We start from the raw sequence: 15,894 nt of genomic DNA on the forward strand, positions 1-15,894 counted from the left end.
GGTGACAGAGTCTCCGCGCTTCCGACCCGACGTCCCCGAACTGCATCGCCCGTATGCGGCCGACGAGAGCCGCTACCAGCGGTTCGGCTACCGCCAGGTCGGCAGCTCTGGCCTGTACCTCCCGCCGATCTCGCTCGGCCTGTGGTGGAACTTCGGCGACAACATCCCGCTCGACAACCAGCGCGCGCTGCTGCGTCACGCGTTCGACAACGGCATCACGCACTTCGACCTCGCGAACAACTACGGCCCGCCCTACGGATCAGCGGAGAAGAACTTCGGCCGCATCTTCGCCGAGGACTTCCGTCCGTACCGCGATGAGCTCATCATCTCGTCGAAGGCGGGATGGGACATGTGGCCCGGCCCCTACGGCGACTTCGCGAGCCGCAAGTACATCCTCGCGAGCGCCGAGCAGTCGCTGACCCGGATGGGGCTCGACTACGTCGACATCTTCTACTCGCACCGGGTCGACCCCGTGACGCCCATCGCCGAGACCGTCGGCGCGCTGGACACGCTCGTCCGTCAGGGCAAGGCGCTCTACGTCGGCATCTCCTCGTACAGCGCGGAGCGCACGGCGGAGGCCGTCGAGGTGGCGAGGGAGCTCGGCACCCCGCTGGTCATCCACCAGCCGGCCTACTCGATCCTGAATCGCTGGGTCGAGGACGGCCTGACCGACACCCTCCGGGAGAGCGGGCTCGGCGCGATCGCCTTCACCCCGCTCGCGCAGGGGCTGCTCACCGACAAGTACCTCGGCGACGGCACGGCGACCCGGGCGCAGAAGCGCGGATCGCTGCCGGACGCCCCTCTCACCGAGGAGGCCGTGCAGACGCTCCGCGCGCTGAACGAGGTCGCGCGCGAGCGCGGCCAGTCGCTGGCCCAGCTCGCGCTGCAGTGGACGCTGCGCGACCCGGTGGTGGCCTCGGCGCTCATCGGCGCCTCCCGTCCGGAGCAGCTCGACGAGAACATCGCCGCGGTGAACGGTCCGGAGCTGACCGTCGAGGAGCTCGCGCGCATCGATGAGCTGGCCGGCGCGATCGACGTGAACCTGTGGGCGAAGTCCTCGGAGCTCTGAGCGGGTCATGAGCATGGCATCGTCGTCGCCCCGCGTGCACGTGCGCGCACCGGGGAAGATCAACGTGTACCTCGGCGTCGGCGGACGGCATGACGACGGCTATCACGCGCTGGCGACGGTGTTCCAGGCGGTCTCCCTCTACGAGGACGTGATCGCGAGGCACGCGGATGACTTCTCCCTCGTCGTGCGCGGAGTGGAGGACCCGGATACGGTGCCCCTCGACGACCGCAACCTCGCGATGAGGGCGGCGAAGCTGCTCGCGGCCGCCGCCGGCTACGAGGGGGGCGTCGCTCTGGAGATCCGCAAGAGCGTCCCCGTCGCGGGCGGGATGGGCGGCGGCTCGGCGGACGCGGCGGCGGCGCTCGTCGCGTGCGATGCGCTGTGGGGCACGGGCTTCTCGCAGGCGCGCCTGCACGAGCTCGCGGCGCGGCTCGGCGCCGATGTGCCGTTCGCGCTGCACGGCGGCACGGCCGTCGGCACGGGGCGCGGCGATCAACTGAATCCGGCGCTCGCGCGCGGACGCTTCGACTGGGTGCTCGTGACCAGCGAGGAGGGGCTGTCGACGCCGGTCGTGTACGGACGTCTGGACGCCCTCCGCGATGAGGAGGGCGCGCTCGCCGACGATCCTCCGCTGTCCCTCGACGTCCCTGTCGCGGTGCTGCAGGCGCTGAGGTCCGGCGACCCCGAGGCGCTCGCGGAGTGCCTCTTCAACGATCTGGAGGCGGCGGCGCTCGACGTGCGCCCCGATCTGGAGCAGACGATCCTTGACGGCATCCGCGCAGGGGCGCTGCGGGGGATCGTGTCGGGTTCCGGCCCGACCATCGCGCTGCTGTGCGCGGATCCGGAGGGCGCGCAGCACGTCCAGGCCGCGCTGCGTGAGACCGGAGTGGATGCGCTGCACGTGCACGGGCCGGTGCCCGGCGCCCGCATCATGGGCTGAGCCCGACCGCCGAGCCACGCTGGAGGGGGATTATCCCCGGCTCTGCGGCCCACACCTGCGACGGCCCCGAGGGTACGGTGAGGAGAGGACGTCCTTCGACGGTCAGGTGCCGTCATGGCGGCGTTCCGGACGGGAGTCATGATGTCTGAAGCGATCATCGTCGGAGCGGTGGAGTCGTCGGCGGGAGCCCATGCGATCGCCTGGGCCGCCCAGCGTGCAGCGGACCGGGAGCAGCGCATCGTGCTGTACGGGATCGTCGGAGGCGCGGCAGGCGCCGTCGGCGCGTCGTCCGTGATCTCCGACGCGCTGCAGGCGACGGAGGAGTTCCTCCAGGGGCAGGCGGAGACGCTGCGTGCCCGCGGGCTGTCGGTCGAGACGCGGACGGATGCCGGAGACCCGGTCGCGCTCCTCATCGAGGCGTCGAGGTCGTCCGCTCTGCTCGTCATCGGCAGCGACTATCGCGGTCCAGGGACGGGTCCTGCGCGCGGGGTGCACGGCATCCGCATCGCCGCGGGCGCCCACTGCCCTGTCGTCGTCGTGCCGGACCACGACCTCGACGCCGCGGGACGGACCGGTGTCGTCGTCGGCGTCGACGGATCGCCCGTGTCGGAGGCCGCGGTCCGCTTCGCTGCGAGTGAGGCCGACCGGCTGGGCGAGCCGCTCATCGCGGTCACGACCTGGACTCCCCTCCCCGCGCCCCGGCACAGCGGCGCCTACCCCCACGGCTATCTGGAGTCGATGAGCGCGATGGCCGAGGAGACGCTCGCCCTCGCTCTCGCCGGTCTCCGCCAGGACTATCCCGACCTTCGGATCGACGCCAGGACGCAGCGCGGATATCCGTCGGAGGTGATCAACGGCATCGCGGCGACGTCCCGGCTGGCCGTTCTCGGTTCGCACGGCCGGGGGGCGATCGCGAGGTTCCTGCTCGGCTCGATCAGCCATGAGGTGCTCGCGAGGCTCGCGACCGCGACCGCGATCGTCCGGTGACCGGGCTCTCCGCCGAAGCCGGACGTTCATCGGCGGTTCATCCGGACCCGTGATCGGTAGACGCCGGAGTCTCCTAGCGTGGCGGTACGCAAACCACCACAGGGAGTGATCATGGGACTGTTCAACCGCAAGTCGCCGCAGGACCGCCAGGAGGAGGCCATGCAGATGGCCGACGACATCGCGGCCGGGCGGGGGTTCATGGGCAAGATGACGAAGGCCTTCATGGGCAGCGAGTTCACCGACGCGATGAAGCAGGCGACGTCGTCGATCCATCAGGCGGAGCACGTGGCGGCCCTGCGGGCGGCCGGCGTGCCGACGCAGGAGGCGACCGTGCTCGGGATGCAGGACACCGGGCAGACGATCAACGACAATCCGAGCATCGTGCTGACGCTCCAGGTGGGGGCGCAGGCGGTGGCGATCCAGGCGCTGGTGTCGCGACTGGAGATCCCGCGGGTGGGGGAGCAGGTGCTGGTGCTCGCGGACCCGCAGTCCGGGGGGCTGCTGTATGCGGGTCTCGCTCCCCGCGGCTGATCGGGCGCGTATCGCGCCCTCTCGGGTTTCGGGTCCCCGGGAGGGCGCGAGCCTCCTTGCGGAGTGCGTCAGTCACGCTGCGTCCCCAGAACCCAGCAGACAGCCCCAGCTGCTCTTCGAGACTAACCCGATATTCCGATGTCCCCCAAATGGGGGACATGCTTTCGACCTGGGAGATCGCTGGGAGAAATATCGGACTATCGCGGGGAGCCTGCGCTCGCGTCGGCGGCGAGCAGCCGCAGCTGCACCATCGCGGAGAACCGCGCATCGGGGTCGGAGAGATCGAGACCGCTGATCTCCGACAGCCGACGAAGCCGGTAGCGGAAGGTGTTCGGGTGCGTGTAGACGCGCGCGGCGGCGACGCTCACATCGCCGAAGGCGTCGAGCCAGGCCCGAAGCGTCTCGACGAGACGCGTGCCGCGCTCTCTGTCCTGCTCGATCAGGAGAGCGACCGGACCGGTCGGGCGCTCCCCACGTGCGCGCACGAGGTCGCCGAGCTCGACGAGCAGGGCCTCCATCTGCACCGCCGAGAAGAGCGCGACCGGCTCGCGCTGCGGTGACTGCCGCAGCACCCGCAGTGCGCGGTCGGCGTTCGCCCGCGATGAGGGGATGCCGGTGCTGTCGTCTGCGACGGTTCCGACGCCGACCCGGATCTCGCTGGTGGCCCCCAGGCGCCCGAGGAAGTCGGCGGCGACCCTGGCGGCCCGGATGTCGGCGTCGCTGTGTCCAGGGCGTATGCCGACGACGGCATAGACGACGTTGCCGATCAGGGCGACCGCGGACCGGAGGTAGACCGCGCCCAGGTGCACCGCGAACGCGTCGGCGATGCGGTGGCGCTCGGCGATGCTGCGGGCGTCCGCCGAGGCATCCGCGCCGAGCTGATCCGATGCCGACAGGGCCAGCACGACGCAGCTGTGGTCGTTCAACCGCAGCCGGGCGGTCGCGTCCGAGGCGCCGGGACCGCCCTCCAGGATGGTCGCGAGCAGGTCCGCCCGCAGGCGGCGTTCGACATCGGCGCCGGCCCGCAGACGCAGCATGTGCAGGGCGACGAGACCGGCGGAGTCCTTCAGCGCCTGCACCCGATCGAACGACAGCGGCTCCTGTACGGCGGCCCAGATCGACCCGAGAATCTCGTCGCCCGCGCGCACCGCGAGGGCGACCCGCGGATACGAGGGGAGTCCCTCGGTGTTCTCGACCGGGCCGACGTCGATGGGGTCCTCGCTGCGGTAGAGCTCCTGGAAGACGCCGCGCTCCTCGAGCTGACGCGCGAATCGCTCCGGCACCTGCCGCCCGAGCACGGTCTCGATGCGGGCCGGGTCCGCCTCGTCCTGTCGCCCGGAGAACGCGACGACGCGGGAGTTGCGGTCTTCGATCGTGACGGGGGCGTTCAGCAGCGTCGCGATCGCGTTGGCGAGCGCGAAGAGGTCGCCCGACGGCATCCCTCCGAGCGTCTGGGCCCCCTGGTCTCCGACGTCGCCCTCCGCGATGAGGGAGCGCAGCATGGCGGTCAGCTGCGCCCACGACGCGCCTCGCGTGAGCGCCAGCACGGGGATCCCGGTCTCCTCCGACGCGGCGGTGACCGAGGGCTCGGCCCTGACCGGGGCGCGCAGCACGAGCGCGGAAGCCTGCTGGGAGCCCAGGGCCCTGAGCAGCTCGGCGATCTCCTCCGGATCGCTCAGCCCGACGCCGAGGACGAGGGCGCCGCGCATCGGCATCGCGTCGTCGAGCACGTCGTGGATGATGACCGTCTCGATCTCGACGTCGCGGTCGGCCGCGCCGCTCACCACCTCGAGCAGGGTGTTGCCGAGATCTTCGATCACACGGCCGAGGCTGGCGCGGGGTCGTGTCGTCACTGACATGAGCACGGACCCCACAGTAGGCGGCGTGCGGGGAGGGGGGACCTGTGGGGCACGACGAAAGAATACCGATGTTTCGTCGTGCCCCACAGGTCCGGGTGGGATCAGCGCGTCAGAACGTGATCCACTCCGTCCGGGTGGTCACGGCGTCCAGAGCGTCCGCGTGCGGCGTCACGCCGATGCCGGCGCCGGTCGGCACGCGGAGCGCGCCGTTCTCGACGACGAACGGATCGGTGATGTCGCTCGAGTAGTAGCGGCCGGACCCCGACGTGTCTCCGGGGAGGGTGAAGCCGGGGAGGGCGGCGAGGGCGACGTTGGCGGCGCGGCCGATGCCCGTCTCCAGCATCCCTCCGCACCACACGGGGATGTCGTTCGCCACGCAGACGTCGTGGATGCGGCGGGCCTCCAGGTAGCCGCCGACCCGGCCCGGCTTGATGTTCACGATCGAGCAGGCGCCGAGGGCGATCGCGTCCGCAGCGGCCCTGGCCGACACGATCGACTCGTCCAGGCAGATCGGGGTCGTCATGGCCTCGGCGAGCTGGGCGTGGCCGATCAGGTCCTCCTCGTCGAGGGGCTGCTCGATCAGGAGGAGATCGAACGGGTCCAGTCGGGCGAGGTGCCGCGCATCTCCGCGGTGGTACGCGGTGTTCGCGTCGACCTGCAGCAGCACGTCGTCGCCGAAGCGCTCCCGCACGGCGCGCACCGGCTCGATGTCCCAGCCGGGCTCGATCTTCAGCTTGATGCGGACGTAGCCCTCGTCGATGTACCCGCCCACGGCATCCAGCAGCTCGGGGATCGAATCCATGATGCCGACCGAGACGCCGCAGTCGACGGCGTCGCGCACCGCGCCCAGCTCTCGCGACAGCGGAACGCCCTTCGCCCGCAGCTCGGCGTCGAGGATCGCCAGCTCGACGGCCGCCTTGGACATCCGGTGGCCCTTGAACTTCGCCAGCGTCGGCGCCACGGCGTTCGCGTCGAGGTCCTTCACCTGAGCCAGCGCGGGCAGGAGGAAGCGCGTGATCACGTCGACGCTCGCCCCGACGTACTCCGAGGAGTAGAGCGGGTCGTTCATCGCCACGCCCTCGCCCCAGCCCTCAGCCTCGTCGGTGACGGCGCGCACGATGAGCGCCTCGCGCACCGTCTGCACGCCGAACGAGGTGCGGAAGGGCGACACCAGCGGCATCTCGATGACGCGGAGCTCGAATCCGGTGAGCTTCATTGCAGTTCTCCTCTGTCGATGGTGTAGGTGCCTGTGCGATCGAAGGAGAGCACGCGCGCTCCGTCGTCGAGCAGATCTCCGAGGGTGTCGCGCAGCGCGAGACGCCAGTGCGTCGCGTGCTCGGGAGCGGTCACCCGCAGCGCCTCGATGTCGCGGGGGAGCGAGACCCGCACGAAGCGCGCCCCGGTCGGATGCCGCACGGGGTCCTGGTCGTCTCCGACGGTGAGCAGGGGCTCGCCCTCCGGAGCGGGGTCGGAGTCCCGCGAGGATTCGCCCCGGCAGGCCGCGGCGACCCGCGGATCGTGCACGTACCAGGTGACGAGCATCCGGTCGGTGTCGTCGTCGCCGTTGAGGGCGTCGCTCATGTGGCCGTAGAAGTTGCGGTGGTACGCGGTCGGCGTCGCGGCGAGCTTGACGAGGTTGAAGTACGCGTTCCTGCTGATCAGCGGGTCGAAGGTCCAGGAGATCTCGTCGAGCTGCTCGTCGATCGCCCAGGAGCGCTGGTGGACCTTGAGGGCGAAGCCGACGCTGCGGCCGCGCATGCGCTGCGAGACGCCCGCGATGTGACTGTGCAGCGCACGCCGCTCCGGGGCCGCGAAGAAGCCGAAGCACGCGCCGACGAGCTCGTCGCCGTCGAACGCCCCTCCGACGTAGCTGCCCGACTTCGACAGCGCGCGCAGGGTCTCCACGTTCACCGGCATCCGATCACCGCCTGCGCTCCAGATGCTCTGGAAGAGCGCGGCGACCTGCGCGAACTCGGTCACCGTCGAGAGGAGGCGGATCTCGACGCCCGCGGCGTCGGCCGCGGCCCTCGCGAGGTCGGCGGCCTCGTCGCGCGCGGACCTCTGTGCGACGTCGTCCGTCATGGTCATGCCCCTTCTCCAGCCAGGACCTCGACGACGAGCGTCTCGAGGAGGGCGAGCCGCTGGGCGATCATGTCGACCTCGACGTGCTCGTCGTCGGCGTGGGCTCCTCCGCCGACGGCGCCGAGACCGTCCAGGGTGGGCACGCCCAGCCCCGCCGTGAAGTTCCCGTCTGACGCGCCGCCCACGGCGACTCCGTCGAACGGGGTCAGGTCCAGGCGCTCCGCGATGTCGCGGGCGCGGGCGAAGAGCGCGGCCGAGGAGGAGGTCTCCATCGGAGGCCGGTTCGGCCCGCCGTCGATGCGGACGAGCGCGCCGGGGGTGCGTGGAAGGAGGGCGCGCATCGCGGCCTCGACCCTGTCCTGCTCCGCGACGGTCCGCACGCGCACGTCGACCGCGAACTCCGCATCGGCCGGCACCGTGTTGGTCGTGCTCCCCGAGCGCAGGAGCGTGGGGGTCACCGTCGTGCCGGCATCCGCGTCGCCCAGCGCCGCGACGGCGAGGACGAGATGCGCAGCCTCGATCGAGGCGTTCACGCCGCGCTCCGGTTCGAGACCCGCGTGGGCCGCGCGACCGGTGACGACGACGCGGTACAGCGACACCCCCTTGCGGGCGATCTTGAGATGACCGCCCTCGGCGGCGGCTTCGAGCACGAGCACGGCGGAGCACCCGTCGGCCTCGGTCGTGATGAGCTCCTTCGACGTCGGCGAGCCGAGCTCCTCGTCACCCGTGATGAGGATGCTCACCCCGTCGCGGTCGGGCAGCGCGGCCACCGCGTGCAGGGCCATCGCCACACCCGTCTTCATGTCGAAGCAGCCGGGGCCGCGCAGGACGCCGTCGCGCACCGCGAACGGGTGCGTCTCCAGCGAGCCCACCGGCCAGACCGTGTCGTGGTGTCCGAGCAGGAGAACCCGCGGCTCGCCGAAGCGCCAGCGCAGATGCGTCCTGCCGTCGATCACGATGCGCTCGGGGCCGACGCCCAGCACTCGTTCTCCGAGGGCGGCGACGACCTCGGCGCTGCGGGCCACGGCATCCAGGTCTCCCGAGGGAGACTCGCACCGGATCAGCTCCTCGACGTCGGCGATCAGCCGGTCGATGCCGACGACCTCTCCGACGCTCATCACGAGACCTTCGGCGCCGCGCGGACGCCGTAGTGCATGTACTGCTCACCCGTGGCGAGGCGGTAGAAGACGACGGAGCTCCAGGCCTGCATCCCCTCGGGGCGGAGCACGAACTCGTTCTCCCTGACCGGCACGAGCGGGTGCTCCTGCACGGGGTCGGGGAGGAGCGCGGCGAGGGGCCCGGTGATCGTGGTGCGCAGCCGCACGCCGTCCTCGGATGCGAAGACCTCGGAACGGACCCCTTCGCGATCGTAGGTGCCGAGCAGCTCGGAGACGTCGGCGTCGTAGGGCTCCTGCGGCGGAGCCTGTTCCGCGGGCAGATGCACGTCGGCGACCTCGGAGAAGATCTCCTCGTAGAGCTCGAGGTAGAGGTCGTGCGCGTTGCCGCCGTTCGTCAGCAGCGTGACGGCGACCCCCTCGTCGGGCAGCACGCGCAGGAACGCGGACTGTCCGATCGTGTTGCCGTCGTGACCGTAGAGCCTGCGGCCGCTCCAGTCGAAGAGGATCCAGCCGACGCCCCACGCATCGCCCAGCGTGTAGGGGTTCGGCACGTCGACCTCGCGCTGCTGCATGCGCTCCACGCTCGCGGCGGAGAGCACACGGGTACCGTCGGCGGCGAGCCCGCCGGTGAGGTGCAGTCGCGCGAACGCGAGCACGTCGGCCGTCGTGGAGCAGACGAGACCTGCGGGGCCCATCGCCCGCGGCAGCATCCACGCGGGGGCGACCTGCGGGCCGTCCTCGCCGATCTCGGTGTGCCCGACGGCCGCGCTGTGCAGCAGCACCTCCTCGGGGAGGGTCGCCGAGTGGGTGAGCCCGAGCGGGGTGATCACCAGATCCTTCAGCGCCTGGTCCCACGTCGTGCCGGTGATCTTCTCGATCACACGGCCGGCGAGCACGAAGCCCGAGTTGCAGTACGACATCGTCGCGCCGATCGGGTGGTTCTGCGCGACCCCGTCGAGCAGCGCGACGTACTTCTCGAGCGTGTCGTCGCCTCGTCCGGTGTCGGTGAACACGTCTCCGTCGATGCCGCTGGTGTGGTTCAGCAGGTGCCGCATGGTGACCGTGCGGGTGATGTCGTCGTCGGAGGAGCGGAACTCGGGGACGTACTCCACGACCGGACGGTCGAGGTCGAGGCGTCCCTCGTCGACGAGCTTCATGACAGCCGTCGCCGTCCACACCTTGGTCATTGAGCCGATCTGGAACAGCGAGTCGTCGGTGACGGCGACCCCCGTGCGGGCGTTCAGGATGCCGTGATGCGCGTAGACCGGATCCTCGCCGAGGCGGAGGATGCCGAGGGTCGCTCCGGGGACCTTGTGCGCGGCGGCGAGGACGCTGAGCCGCTGCTGCCAGTGCCGGGCGTCGAGCCGAGCGCGGCCGCGGACTCCGGCGGCGGGGGCGTACTGCTCGACCCAGTCGATGAGCCGCTGCGAGAAGTCGGCGCGGTGGGACGGCGGACCCGACAGCGGGAACAGGTGAGCACCGCCGGGGTAGAGCACCAGGCGCGTGGGGACGTCTCGTTCGCGCAGGGCGGCGAACCACTGCTCGGCCTGTCCGACGGGGCAGCGCTCGTCGGCTGCACCGTGCAGGATCAGGGTCGGGGTGACGACCCTGTCCACGTGCGCGTACGGGGACTGCGCCGAGATGCGCTCCTCGTCGCGCCAGGGGAGGCCCCCGTTCTCCTTCGCGGAGAGGTAGTGGCCGACGTCGGAGGTGCCGCCCATCGAGAAGAGGTCGGTGACGACGCCGCCGGCGACGGCAGCCGCGAAGCGATCGTCGCGGGAGGTGAGGTAGCAGGTCATGAAGCCGCCGTAGCTGTAGCCGGTGACGGCGAGGCGGGCGGGGTCGGCCACCCCCTCGGCGACCAGCTGGTCGATCGGCTCCAGGAAGTCGTTCGCGTCGCGCACGCCCCACCCTCCGGACACGGCGGAGAAGAACGCATCGCCGTAGCCGTCGCTGCCGCGCGGGTTGATCGTGAGGATCGCCCAGCCGCGCTGCGCGAGCACCAGGTGGTACGGGTGGGTCAGATCCGCGGCGCCGTTCCAGGCGTTGTGGGGGCCGCCGTGCACATCCAGCAGCAGCGGCACCGGGCCCTCGGCATCCGGGTCCCGTCGCAGCCAGCCGGTGACCACGGTGCCGTCGGAGATGGTGAACCGGCGCTCCTCGGCGGGGAGGATCGGCAGGTCGGTCGTGCCGTAGGACGTGAGGGTGCGGATCTCCCCGTCTGCGATGTCGACGACGGCCACGTCGCCGAAGGAGTCCGGCGTCGCGAGCACGATCGCCGCGGTCGGACCCGCCACCGAGAGCCCGGAGACGTTCGCGGTGCCGTCCACGAGGGGACGGATGCCGGAGCCGTCGACGGCGACCCGGTACAGGTGGGTGTACCCGTTGTCGCGCAGGCAGAACACGAGCGTCTCGTCGTCGGAGAACCGGGGCATGCCGCCCGGGTAGCCCGGCCCGCCGGGCATCACGTTGCGGTCGACCGACGAGGTCAGGTCGACCGGCGAGCCGCCGCCGACGGGGAACAGGAGGAGACCGGCGTTGCCGACCGCGGTGTTCGTGCGCCCGACGGCGACGATGTGAAGCCCGTCGGGCGTCCAGCCGACCGCGCTCGCCTGGACGTCGTCGGCGCTGACCCGCACCGGGGCGCTGTTGGGGTCGGTCGAGGACGTGACGTATACCTGGATCCGCATCGTCAGGTCGGCGTCGTCGTCGGGGGACGATGAGAAGGCGAGCCGGCCGCCGTCCGGCGACCAGAACGGGTCGGAGGCGTGCGCGTGACCGCGGGTGAGCGCGGTGACGGCGCCGGACTCCGCATCAACGACGTGCAGCTGCTGCACGAGCGTGCCCAGGTTCCCCGCGCCGTCCGCCTTGTAGCCGAGACGATCCGCGGCGCTCGGCGCCGAGCGCCTGGCGAGGATCGCCGCGGCGTCGTCACCGGGGAGCGCAGCGCTGTCGACCGGCGCGGCGAAGGCGAGCCGGGTGCCGTCGGGGCTCCACACCGGGGTTCCGGCACCGAGCGGCAGCGTCGTCAGGCCACGAGCCTCCCCACCGTCTGCGGGCAGGAGCCAGAGCTGGGCCGGACCGTCCTGCGCACGCAGGAACGCGAGCTTCGATCCGTCGGGGCTCCACACGGGCGACGTGTCCGCGGTGCCGCGGGTCAGCCGGACGGGATCGCCTCCCGAGGCCGGCACCTGCCAGAGCGAGCGGGTGTAGCCGTCGGCCTCCCTGTCCGCGGTGCGCAGCACGTAGACGACGCGCGACCCGTCGGGGGAGAGGGCGGGCTGCTCCGGCGAGCTGATGGACAGGAGGTCGTCGACGGTGACGCGGGTCATGAGGGCTCCAATCGGAAGGTCAGTCCACTGTGTCCGCTGCGAGGGCGTGGCGTGTTGTGCCCGCGTCCGAAACAGCGGAGGTGCTTTGGGGTTCGGGCACAGTTCCGATCGGGAGGGTCGAATCCGTGCCGGCGAAGTGGCAGGCCGCGCCGTGCAGACCGTGGGGGCGCACGGGGGCCGACGTCAGGCAGAGCTGACGGTCGGGGCGAGCGGCGGGCCCGATCGGGCAGCGCGGGTGGTACCGGCATCCGCTCGGCGGCGCATGCGGATCGGCGGGCTCGACGCCGATCGGGGCGAGGGGGTCGATCGCGAGCAGATCGCCTGTCCTGGTCGGCGCGGCCTGCAGCAGGTCCTTCGTGTACGGATGCTGCGGATCGGCGAGCACCTGCTCGGTGGGTCCTGTCTCGACGATCTGCCCGAGGTACATCACGGCGATGCGATCGCACAGGTAGCGCACCACGGCGAGGTTGTGGGAGATGAAGAGCATCGTGAGGTCGAGCTCGCCCCGCAGCTCCCGCACGAGGTTGAGCACGGAGCCCTGCACCGACACGTCCAGAGCAGAGGTGATCTCGTCGGCGATGATCACCTCGGGGCGGGCCGCGAGAGCTCGGGCGAGGGCGATGCGCTGACGCTGCCCTCCGGACAGTGCAGCGGGCAGCGAGGAAGCGCGCTCCGGGTCGAGGCTCACCAGCTCGAGCAGCCGCGCGACCTCGGCGCGGCGCGCAGCGGGTCGACGAAGCTCGCGGGGGAGGGCCTCGGAGATCGACTCGCCGATCGTCATCCTCGGATCGAGAGACGAGAAGGGGTCCTGGAACACCATCTGGATCGGCCGGCGCCGACGGAATCCGCGGACGTCGGCGCCGTCGAGGGTGATCGCGCCCTCGCTGATCGGGGCCAGTCCGATCGCCGCCCTGGCGAGGGTCGACTTGCCCGAACCGGACTCGCCGACCAGGCCGACGACCGATCCGGTCGGTACGACGAGGCTCACGTCGTCGACGGCCGTGAGGCCCGACCGGTGCGAGCCGAAGCGCACGCTGACGTGGTCGAAGCGCAGTTCGCTCATCGGGTCGCCGCCTCTCGTTCGAGCCGCGGAGTCGCGGGGTCCTTCGTGATCGGATGCCAGCACGCGACCCGGTGGCCGTCGGAGGCGGCCGTCAGCTCCGGGTCGCTCTCGCGGCAGAGCGCGGATGCCATCGGGCAGCGATCCGCGAACGCGCACCCGGCGGGGAAGGCGCCGGGTGCGGGCGGTCGCCCGGGGATGGTGCGGAGGGGGATGTCGCGGTCGGTGTCGAGCTCCGGGATCACATCCAGGAGGGCACGGGTGTACGGATGCTGCGCATCGGAGTGCAGGACGCCGGCGGGGAGATCCTCCACGATGCGTCCGGCGTACATGACCAGCACGCGGTCGCACGTCTGCGCGACGACGGCGATGTCGTGGCTGATGAGCAGGATCGCGGCATCCGTGTCGCGCCGCACCGTGGCGAGCAGCTGCAGCACCTGGCGCTGGACGGTGACGTCGAGGGCCGTGGTCGGCTCGTCGGCGATGATGAGACGAGGGTGGTTCATCAGACCCATCGCGATCATCGCGCGCTGGCGCATGCCGCCGGAGAACTCGTGCGGGACTGGCGCACCCGCCGCTCGGCCGCGGGCACGCGCACGGCCTGCAGCCGCTCCACCGCCCTGGCCATCGCCGCACGTCTGCTCAGGCCCTGATGCTCCGATGCGGCCTCCGCGAGCTGCGATCCGATCCGCCGCGTCGGGTTGAACGAGGTCATCGGGTCCTGGAACACCATGGCCAGCGACGTGCCGAGGAGCCCGCGGAGTGCGCGGTCGGGTGTCGTGAGCAGCGAGGTGCCGCAGAAGTCGAGGGCTGCCGCCGACACATGTCCCGGGGTCTCGATGAGCTTCGCGGCCGCGAGCGCCGTGAGGCTCTTGCCGGAGCCGGACTCGCCGACGACGCCGATCGCCTCACCGCGGCGGATGTCGAAGGTCACGCCGCGCACCGGCGTGAGCCATCCGGCCGGGGAGGGGAAGGAGACGCGCAGGTCGTCGACGCGGAGCACCACTTCTTCGCCGTCGACCTGCGCGGGCACGGGGGCGCCGCTGCGGGCGACGAGGGGCAGTCGCGCACGGCGCCGGGCGGAGCGTCCGCCGAGCGCGGCGGCCGCGGTCTCACCGAGGAGGTTGAAGGCGAGTCCGGCGATCACGACCGCGACCGCGGGGCCGAGTGCGGCCGCCGGGTTGAGGTAGATGCGGTTGAGGCCCTCCCCGAGCAGTCGGCCCCAGTCGTAGGCGGGGACCTGCACGCCGAGTCCGAGGAACGACAGCCCGGCGAAGGCGAGCAGGGCAGAGCCGGCGGCGACCGTGGCGTTCACGATGAGCGGCTCTCCGATGTTGGGGAGGATGTGCCTGATCAGGATCCGGAATCGGGAGACGCCCGCGACCTGCGCCGCGGAGATGAAGTCGCGCCCGGCGATCGCCGAGGAGAGCGTCTGGGTGAGGCGGGCGAAGCCCGGGGCCATCGCGAAGCCGATCGCGAGCACGGAGCCGGTCGTCCCGACGCCGAAGATCACGGCGAAGAACAGAGCGAGAAGGAGCCCGGGGAAGGCGACGGCGATGTTCACGAACCCGGCGATCGGCCGGCCGGCCCATCGGGGGAGCACGGACGGGGCCGTCCCCAGGACCGCGCCGACGGTCACGCCGATGACGACGGCGATGACGGCCAGGAGCACGGACAGCCGCGTGGCGACCATGACCCTGGCGAGCACGTCGCGGCCGAGGGCGTCTGTGCCGAGGAGATGGGCGGCGCTGGGGCCCTGCGTGATGGCGGTGGGGTCGACCTGCTCCGCCTGCGCGCCCCAGAGGATCGGGGCGAGGATCGCGGTCAGTGCGACGAGGGTCACGAGGGCGAGGGAGGTGATCCCCAGGGGCGAGCGGACGATGCCCGCCCAGACGGTGCGCGCGGACATCAGGCCTCCCGGATGGTGGATCGAGGATCGAGGATCGCGAGGATGACGTCGATCACGAGGTTCACGAGCAGCACGCCGATGCCGTAGACGAGCACGATGCCCTGGACGACCGAGTAGTCCTTCGACAGGATCGACTGCACGATCATGGTGCCCAGTCCTGGCCACGCGAACACGTTCTCCACGAGCACGGTGCCGGCGACCATCCCCGTCAGCAGGAGACCGGTGAGCGTGAGCGTCGCGGTCATCGCGTTGGGGAGGGCGTGGCGGGAGTAGATGCGATGAGGTGCCAGCCGCTTGGCCCTCGCGGTGCGTATGAAGTCCTGACCGAGCACGGAGAGCACCTCCACGCGGATGATCCGCGAGAACACGGCGATCGGTCCGAGCGCGAGCGCCACGATCGGGAGCACGAGAGCGAACGGCGCCGTGTTGCCCGCGACCGGGAACCAGCCGAGGGAGACGGCGAAGATGTAGACGAGCCCGACCGCGAGCAGGAACTCCGGGATGGCCGCGAGCACGACGCTGCCGGTCGCGAAGCCCAGCTCGAGGCCGCGTCGTCGGCCGCCGCGCGTGGCGACGGCCATCGTCACGCCGAGCGGGACCGAGACGAGCAGGACGAGAAGGACGGCGAGGATCGCCAGCTGGAGGGTCGCGGGCAGACGGGTGGAGATGATCTCGGAGACCGGCTGGCTCGTGAGCATCGACGAGCCCATGTCTCCCGTGAACAGTCCGCCGATGTAGCGGACGTACTGCACGGCGAGGGGCTGGTCGAGGCCGAGCGCCGCGCGGCGCGCCTCGACCAGCTCGACGGGGGCGTTCATCCCCAGCGCCGCGCGCACCGGGTCGCCCGGGACCAGGTGGATCATGAGGAAGGCAGCCGTGACCAGCACCCACACCGAGAGGATGAACTGTCCTCCGCGACGGACCAGGAAGGACACCCACGGGTTGTCCGACCGTGCGGATCTGATCAGGATCGCCTGAGTGGTGGTGGAGCTGGCCATCGGCTGCTT

At 71.4% G+C, this 15,894-nt stretch carries 13 protein-coding genes; 4 read left to right on the forward strand and 9 right to left on the reverse strand.

Features of this window, described 5'->3' with window-relative positions; genetic code table 11:
- The first annotated feature begins 1 nt into the window (after window position 1).
- The 4 genes from mgrA (at window position 2) to ACFY5A_RS17670 (ending at window position 3,527) form a co-directional block, all read left to right on the forward strand.
- Window positions 2–1,069: an L-glyceraldehyde 3-phosphate reductase gene (mgrA, locus tag ACFY5A_RS17655; protein ID WP_105672285.1), complete on the forward strand. Its 1,068-nt coding sequence runs from the start codon at window positions 2–4 to the stop codon at window positions 1,067–1,069.
- 7 nt (window positions 1,070–1,076) lie between these two features.
- Complete coding sequence (locus ACFY5A_RS17660) at window positions 1,077–2,009, forward strand: 4-(cytidine 5'-diphospho)-2-C-methyl-D-erythritol kinase (protein ID WP_387236196.1); 933 nt, start codon at window positions 1,077–1,079, stop codon at window positions 2,007–2,009.
- A 138-nt stretch (window positions 2,010–2,147) separates the two neighbouring features.
- Window positions 2,148–2,996, forward strand: a complete 849-nt coding sequence (locus ACFY5A_RS17665) for a universal stress protein (RefSeq protein ID WP_387236199.1) — start codon at window positions 2,148–2,150, stop codon at window positions 2,994–2,996.
- Window positions 2,997–3,107: 111 nt separating this feature from the next.
- A complete protein-coding gene (locus tag ACFY5A_RS17670; protein ID WP_105672283.1) occupies window positions 3,108–3,527 on the forward strand; it encodes a hypothetical protein in 420 nt (139 codons plus the stop codon).
- A gap of 197 nt (window positions 3,528–3,724) precedes the next feature.
- On the opposite strand, the gene ACFY5A_RS17675 is transcribed toward ACFY5A_RS17670, so the two are convergent.
- The 9 genes from ACFY5A_RS17675 to ACFY5A_RS17715 form a co-directional block, all read right to left on the reverse strand.
- Window positions 3,725–5,347 carry a helix-turn-helix domain-containing protein gene (locus ACFY5A_RS17675; protein WP_341941647.1) on the reverse strand — a complete coding sequence of 541 codons (1,623 nt, stop codon included), beginning with the start codon at window positions 5,345–5,347 and terminating at the stop codon, window positions 3,725–3,727.
- A gap of 148 nt (window positions 5,348–5,495) precedes the next feature.
- Window positions 5,496–6,602, reverse strand: a complete 1,107-nt coding sequence (menC, locus tag ACFY5A_RS17680) for an o-succinylbenzoate synthase (protein ID WP_341941648.1) — start codon at window positions 6,600–6,602, stop codon at window positions 5,496–5,498.
- Window positions 6,599–7,474, reverse strand: a complete 876-nt coding sequence (locus tag ACFY5A_RS17685) for a GNAT family N-acetyltransferase (protein WP_387236204.1) — start codon at window positions 7,472–7,474, stop codon at window positions 6,599–6,601. Before ACFY5A_RS17685 ends, menC begins: the two co-directional genes overlap by 4 nt.
- The gene (locus tag ACFY5A_RS17690; protein WP_341941650.1) at window positions 7,471–8,586 is read right to left on the reverse strand and encodes a M20 family metallopeptidase; all 1,116 of its coding nucleotides are present in this window, start codon (window positions 8,584–8,586) and stop codon (window positions 7,471–7,473) included. The genes ACFY5A_RS17685 and ACFY5A_RS17690 overlap by 4 nt, the downstream gene beginning before the upstream one ends.
- Window positions 8,586–11,918 (reverse strand): serine hydrolase, encoded by a 3,333-nt coding sequence (locus ACFY5A_RS17695; RefSeq protein WP_387236207.1) that lies wholly within the window; start codon window positions 11,916–11,918, stop codon window positions 8,586–8,588. Before ACFY5A_RS17695 ends, ACFY5A_RS17690 begins: the two co-directional genes overlap by 1 nt.
- Window positions 11,919–11,937: 19 nt before the next feature.
- Window positions 11,938–12,981 carry an ABC transporter ATP-binding protein gene (locus ACFY5A_RS17700; protein WP_105672280.1) on the reverse strand — a complete coding sequence of 348 codons (1,044 nt, stop codon included), beginning with the start codon at window positions 12,979–12,981 and terminating at the stop codon, window positions 11,938–11,940.
- A complete protein-coding gene (locus ACFY5A_RS17705; RefSeq protein ID WP_387236433.1) occupies window positions 12,978–13,484 on the reverse strand; it encodes an oligopeptide/dipeptide ABC transporter ATP-binding protein in 507 nt (168 codons plus the stop codon). Before ACFY5A_RS17705 ends, ACFY5A_RS17700 begins: the two co-directional genes overlap by 4 nt.
- Before the next feature lie 14 nt (window positions 13,485–13,498).
- Window positions 13,499–14,887, reverse strand: a complete 1,389-nt coding sequence (locus ACFY5A_RS17710) for an ABC transporter permease subunit (protein ID WP_387236210.1) — start codon at window positions 14,885–14,887, stop codon at window positions 13,499–13,501.
- Entirely contained in the window at window positions 14,887–15,885 is a 999-nt protein-coding gene (locus ACFY5A_RS17715) for an ABC transporter permease (protein WP_387236213.1), read from the reverse strand. Before ACFY5A_RS17715 ends, ACFY5A_RS17710 begins: the two co-directional genes overlap by 1 nt.
- Window positions 15,886–15,894 lie beyond the last annotated feature (9 nt).

Origin of the sequence: Microbacterium sp. NPDC012755 (assembly GCF_042901325.1) — a bacterium.
Classification (GTDB): domain Bacteria; phylum Actinomycetota; class Actinomycetes; order Actinomycetales; family Microbacteriaceae; genus Microbacterium; species Microbacterium natoriense.

Bases quoted from the DNA above. Each gene is read 5' to 3' on its own strand.
- ACFY5A_RS17670 (WP_105672283.1), top strand. From the start codon at position 3,108: ATGGGACTGTTCAACCGCAAGTCGCCGCAGGACCGCCAGGAGGAGGCC.
- ACFY5A_RS17700 (WP_105672280.1), bottom strand. From the start codon at position 12,981: ATGAGCGAACTGCGCTTCGACCACGTCAGCGTGCGCTTCGGCTCGCAC.
- ACFY5A_RS17660 (WP_387236196.1), top strand. From the start codon at position 1,077: ATGAGCATGGCATCGTCGTCGCCCCGCGTGCACGTGCGCGCACCGGGG.
- ACFY5A_RS17665 (WP_387236199.1), top strand. From the start codon at position 2,148: ATGATGTCTGAAGCGATCATCGTCGGAGCGGTGGAGTCGTCGGCGGGA.
- ACFY5A_RS17715 (WP_387236213.1), bottom strand. From the start codon at position 15,885: ATGGCCAGCTCCACCACCACTCAGGCGATCCTGATCAGATCCGCACGG.
- ACFY5A_RS17685 (WP_387236204.1), bottom strand. From the start codon at position 7,474: ATGACCATGACGGACGACGTCGCACAGAGGTCCGCGCGCGACGAGGCC.
- ACFY5A_RS17690 (WP_341941650.1), bottom strand. From the start codon at position 8,586: ATGAGCGTCGGAGAGGTCGTCGGCATCGACCGGCTGATCGCCGACGTC.
- ACFY5A_RS17695 (WP_387236207.1), bottom strand. From the start codon at position 11,918: ATGACCCGCGTCACCGTCGACGACCTCCTGTCCATCAGCTCGCCGGAG.
- menC (WP_341941648.1), bottom strand. From the start codon at position 6,602: ATGAAGCTCACCGGATTCGAGCTCCGCGTCATCGAGATGCCGCTGGTG.
- ACFY5A_RS17705 (WP_387236433.1), bottom strand. From the start codon at position 13,484: ATGAACCACCCTCGTCTCATCATCGCCGACGAGCCGACCACGGCCCTC.
- ACFY5A_RS17710 (WP_387236210.1), bottom strand. From the start codon at position 14,887: ATGTCCGCGCGCACCGTCTGGGCGGGCATCGTCCGCTCGCCCCTGGGG.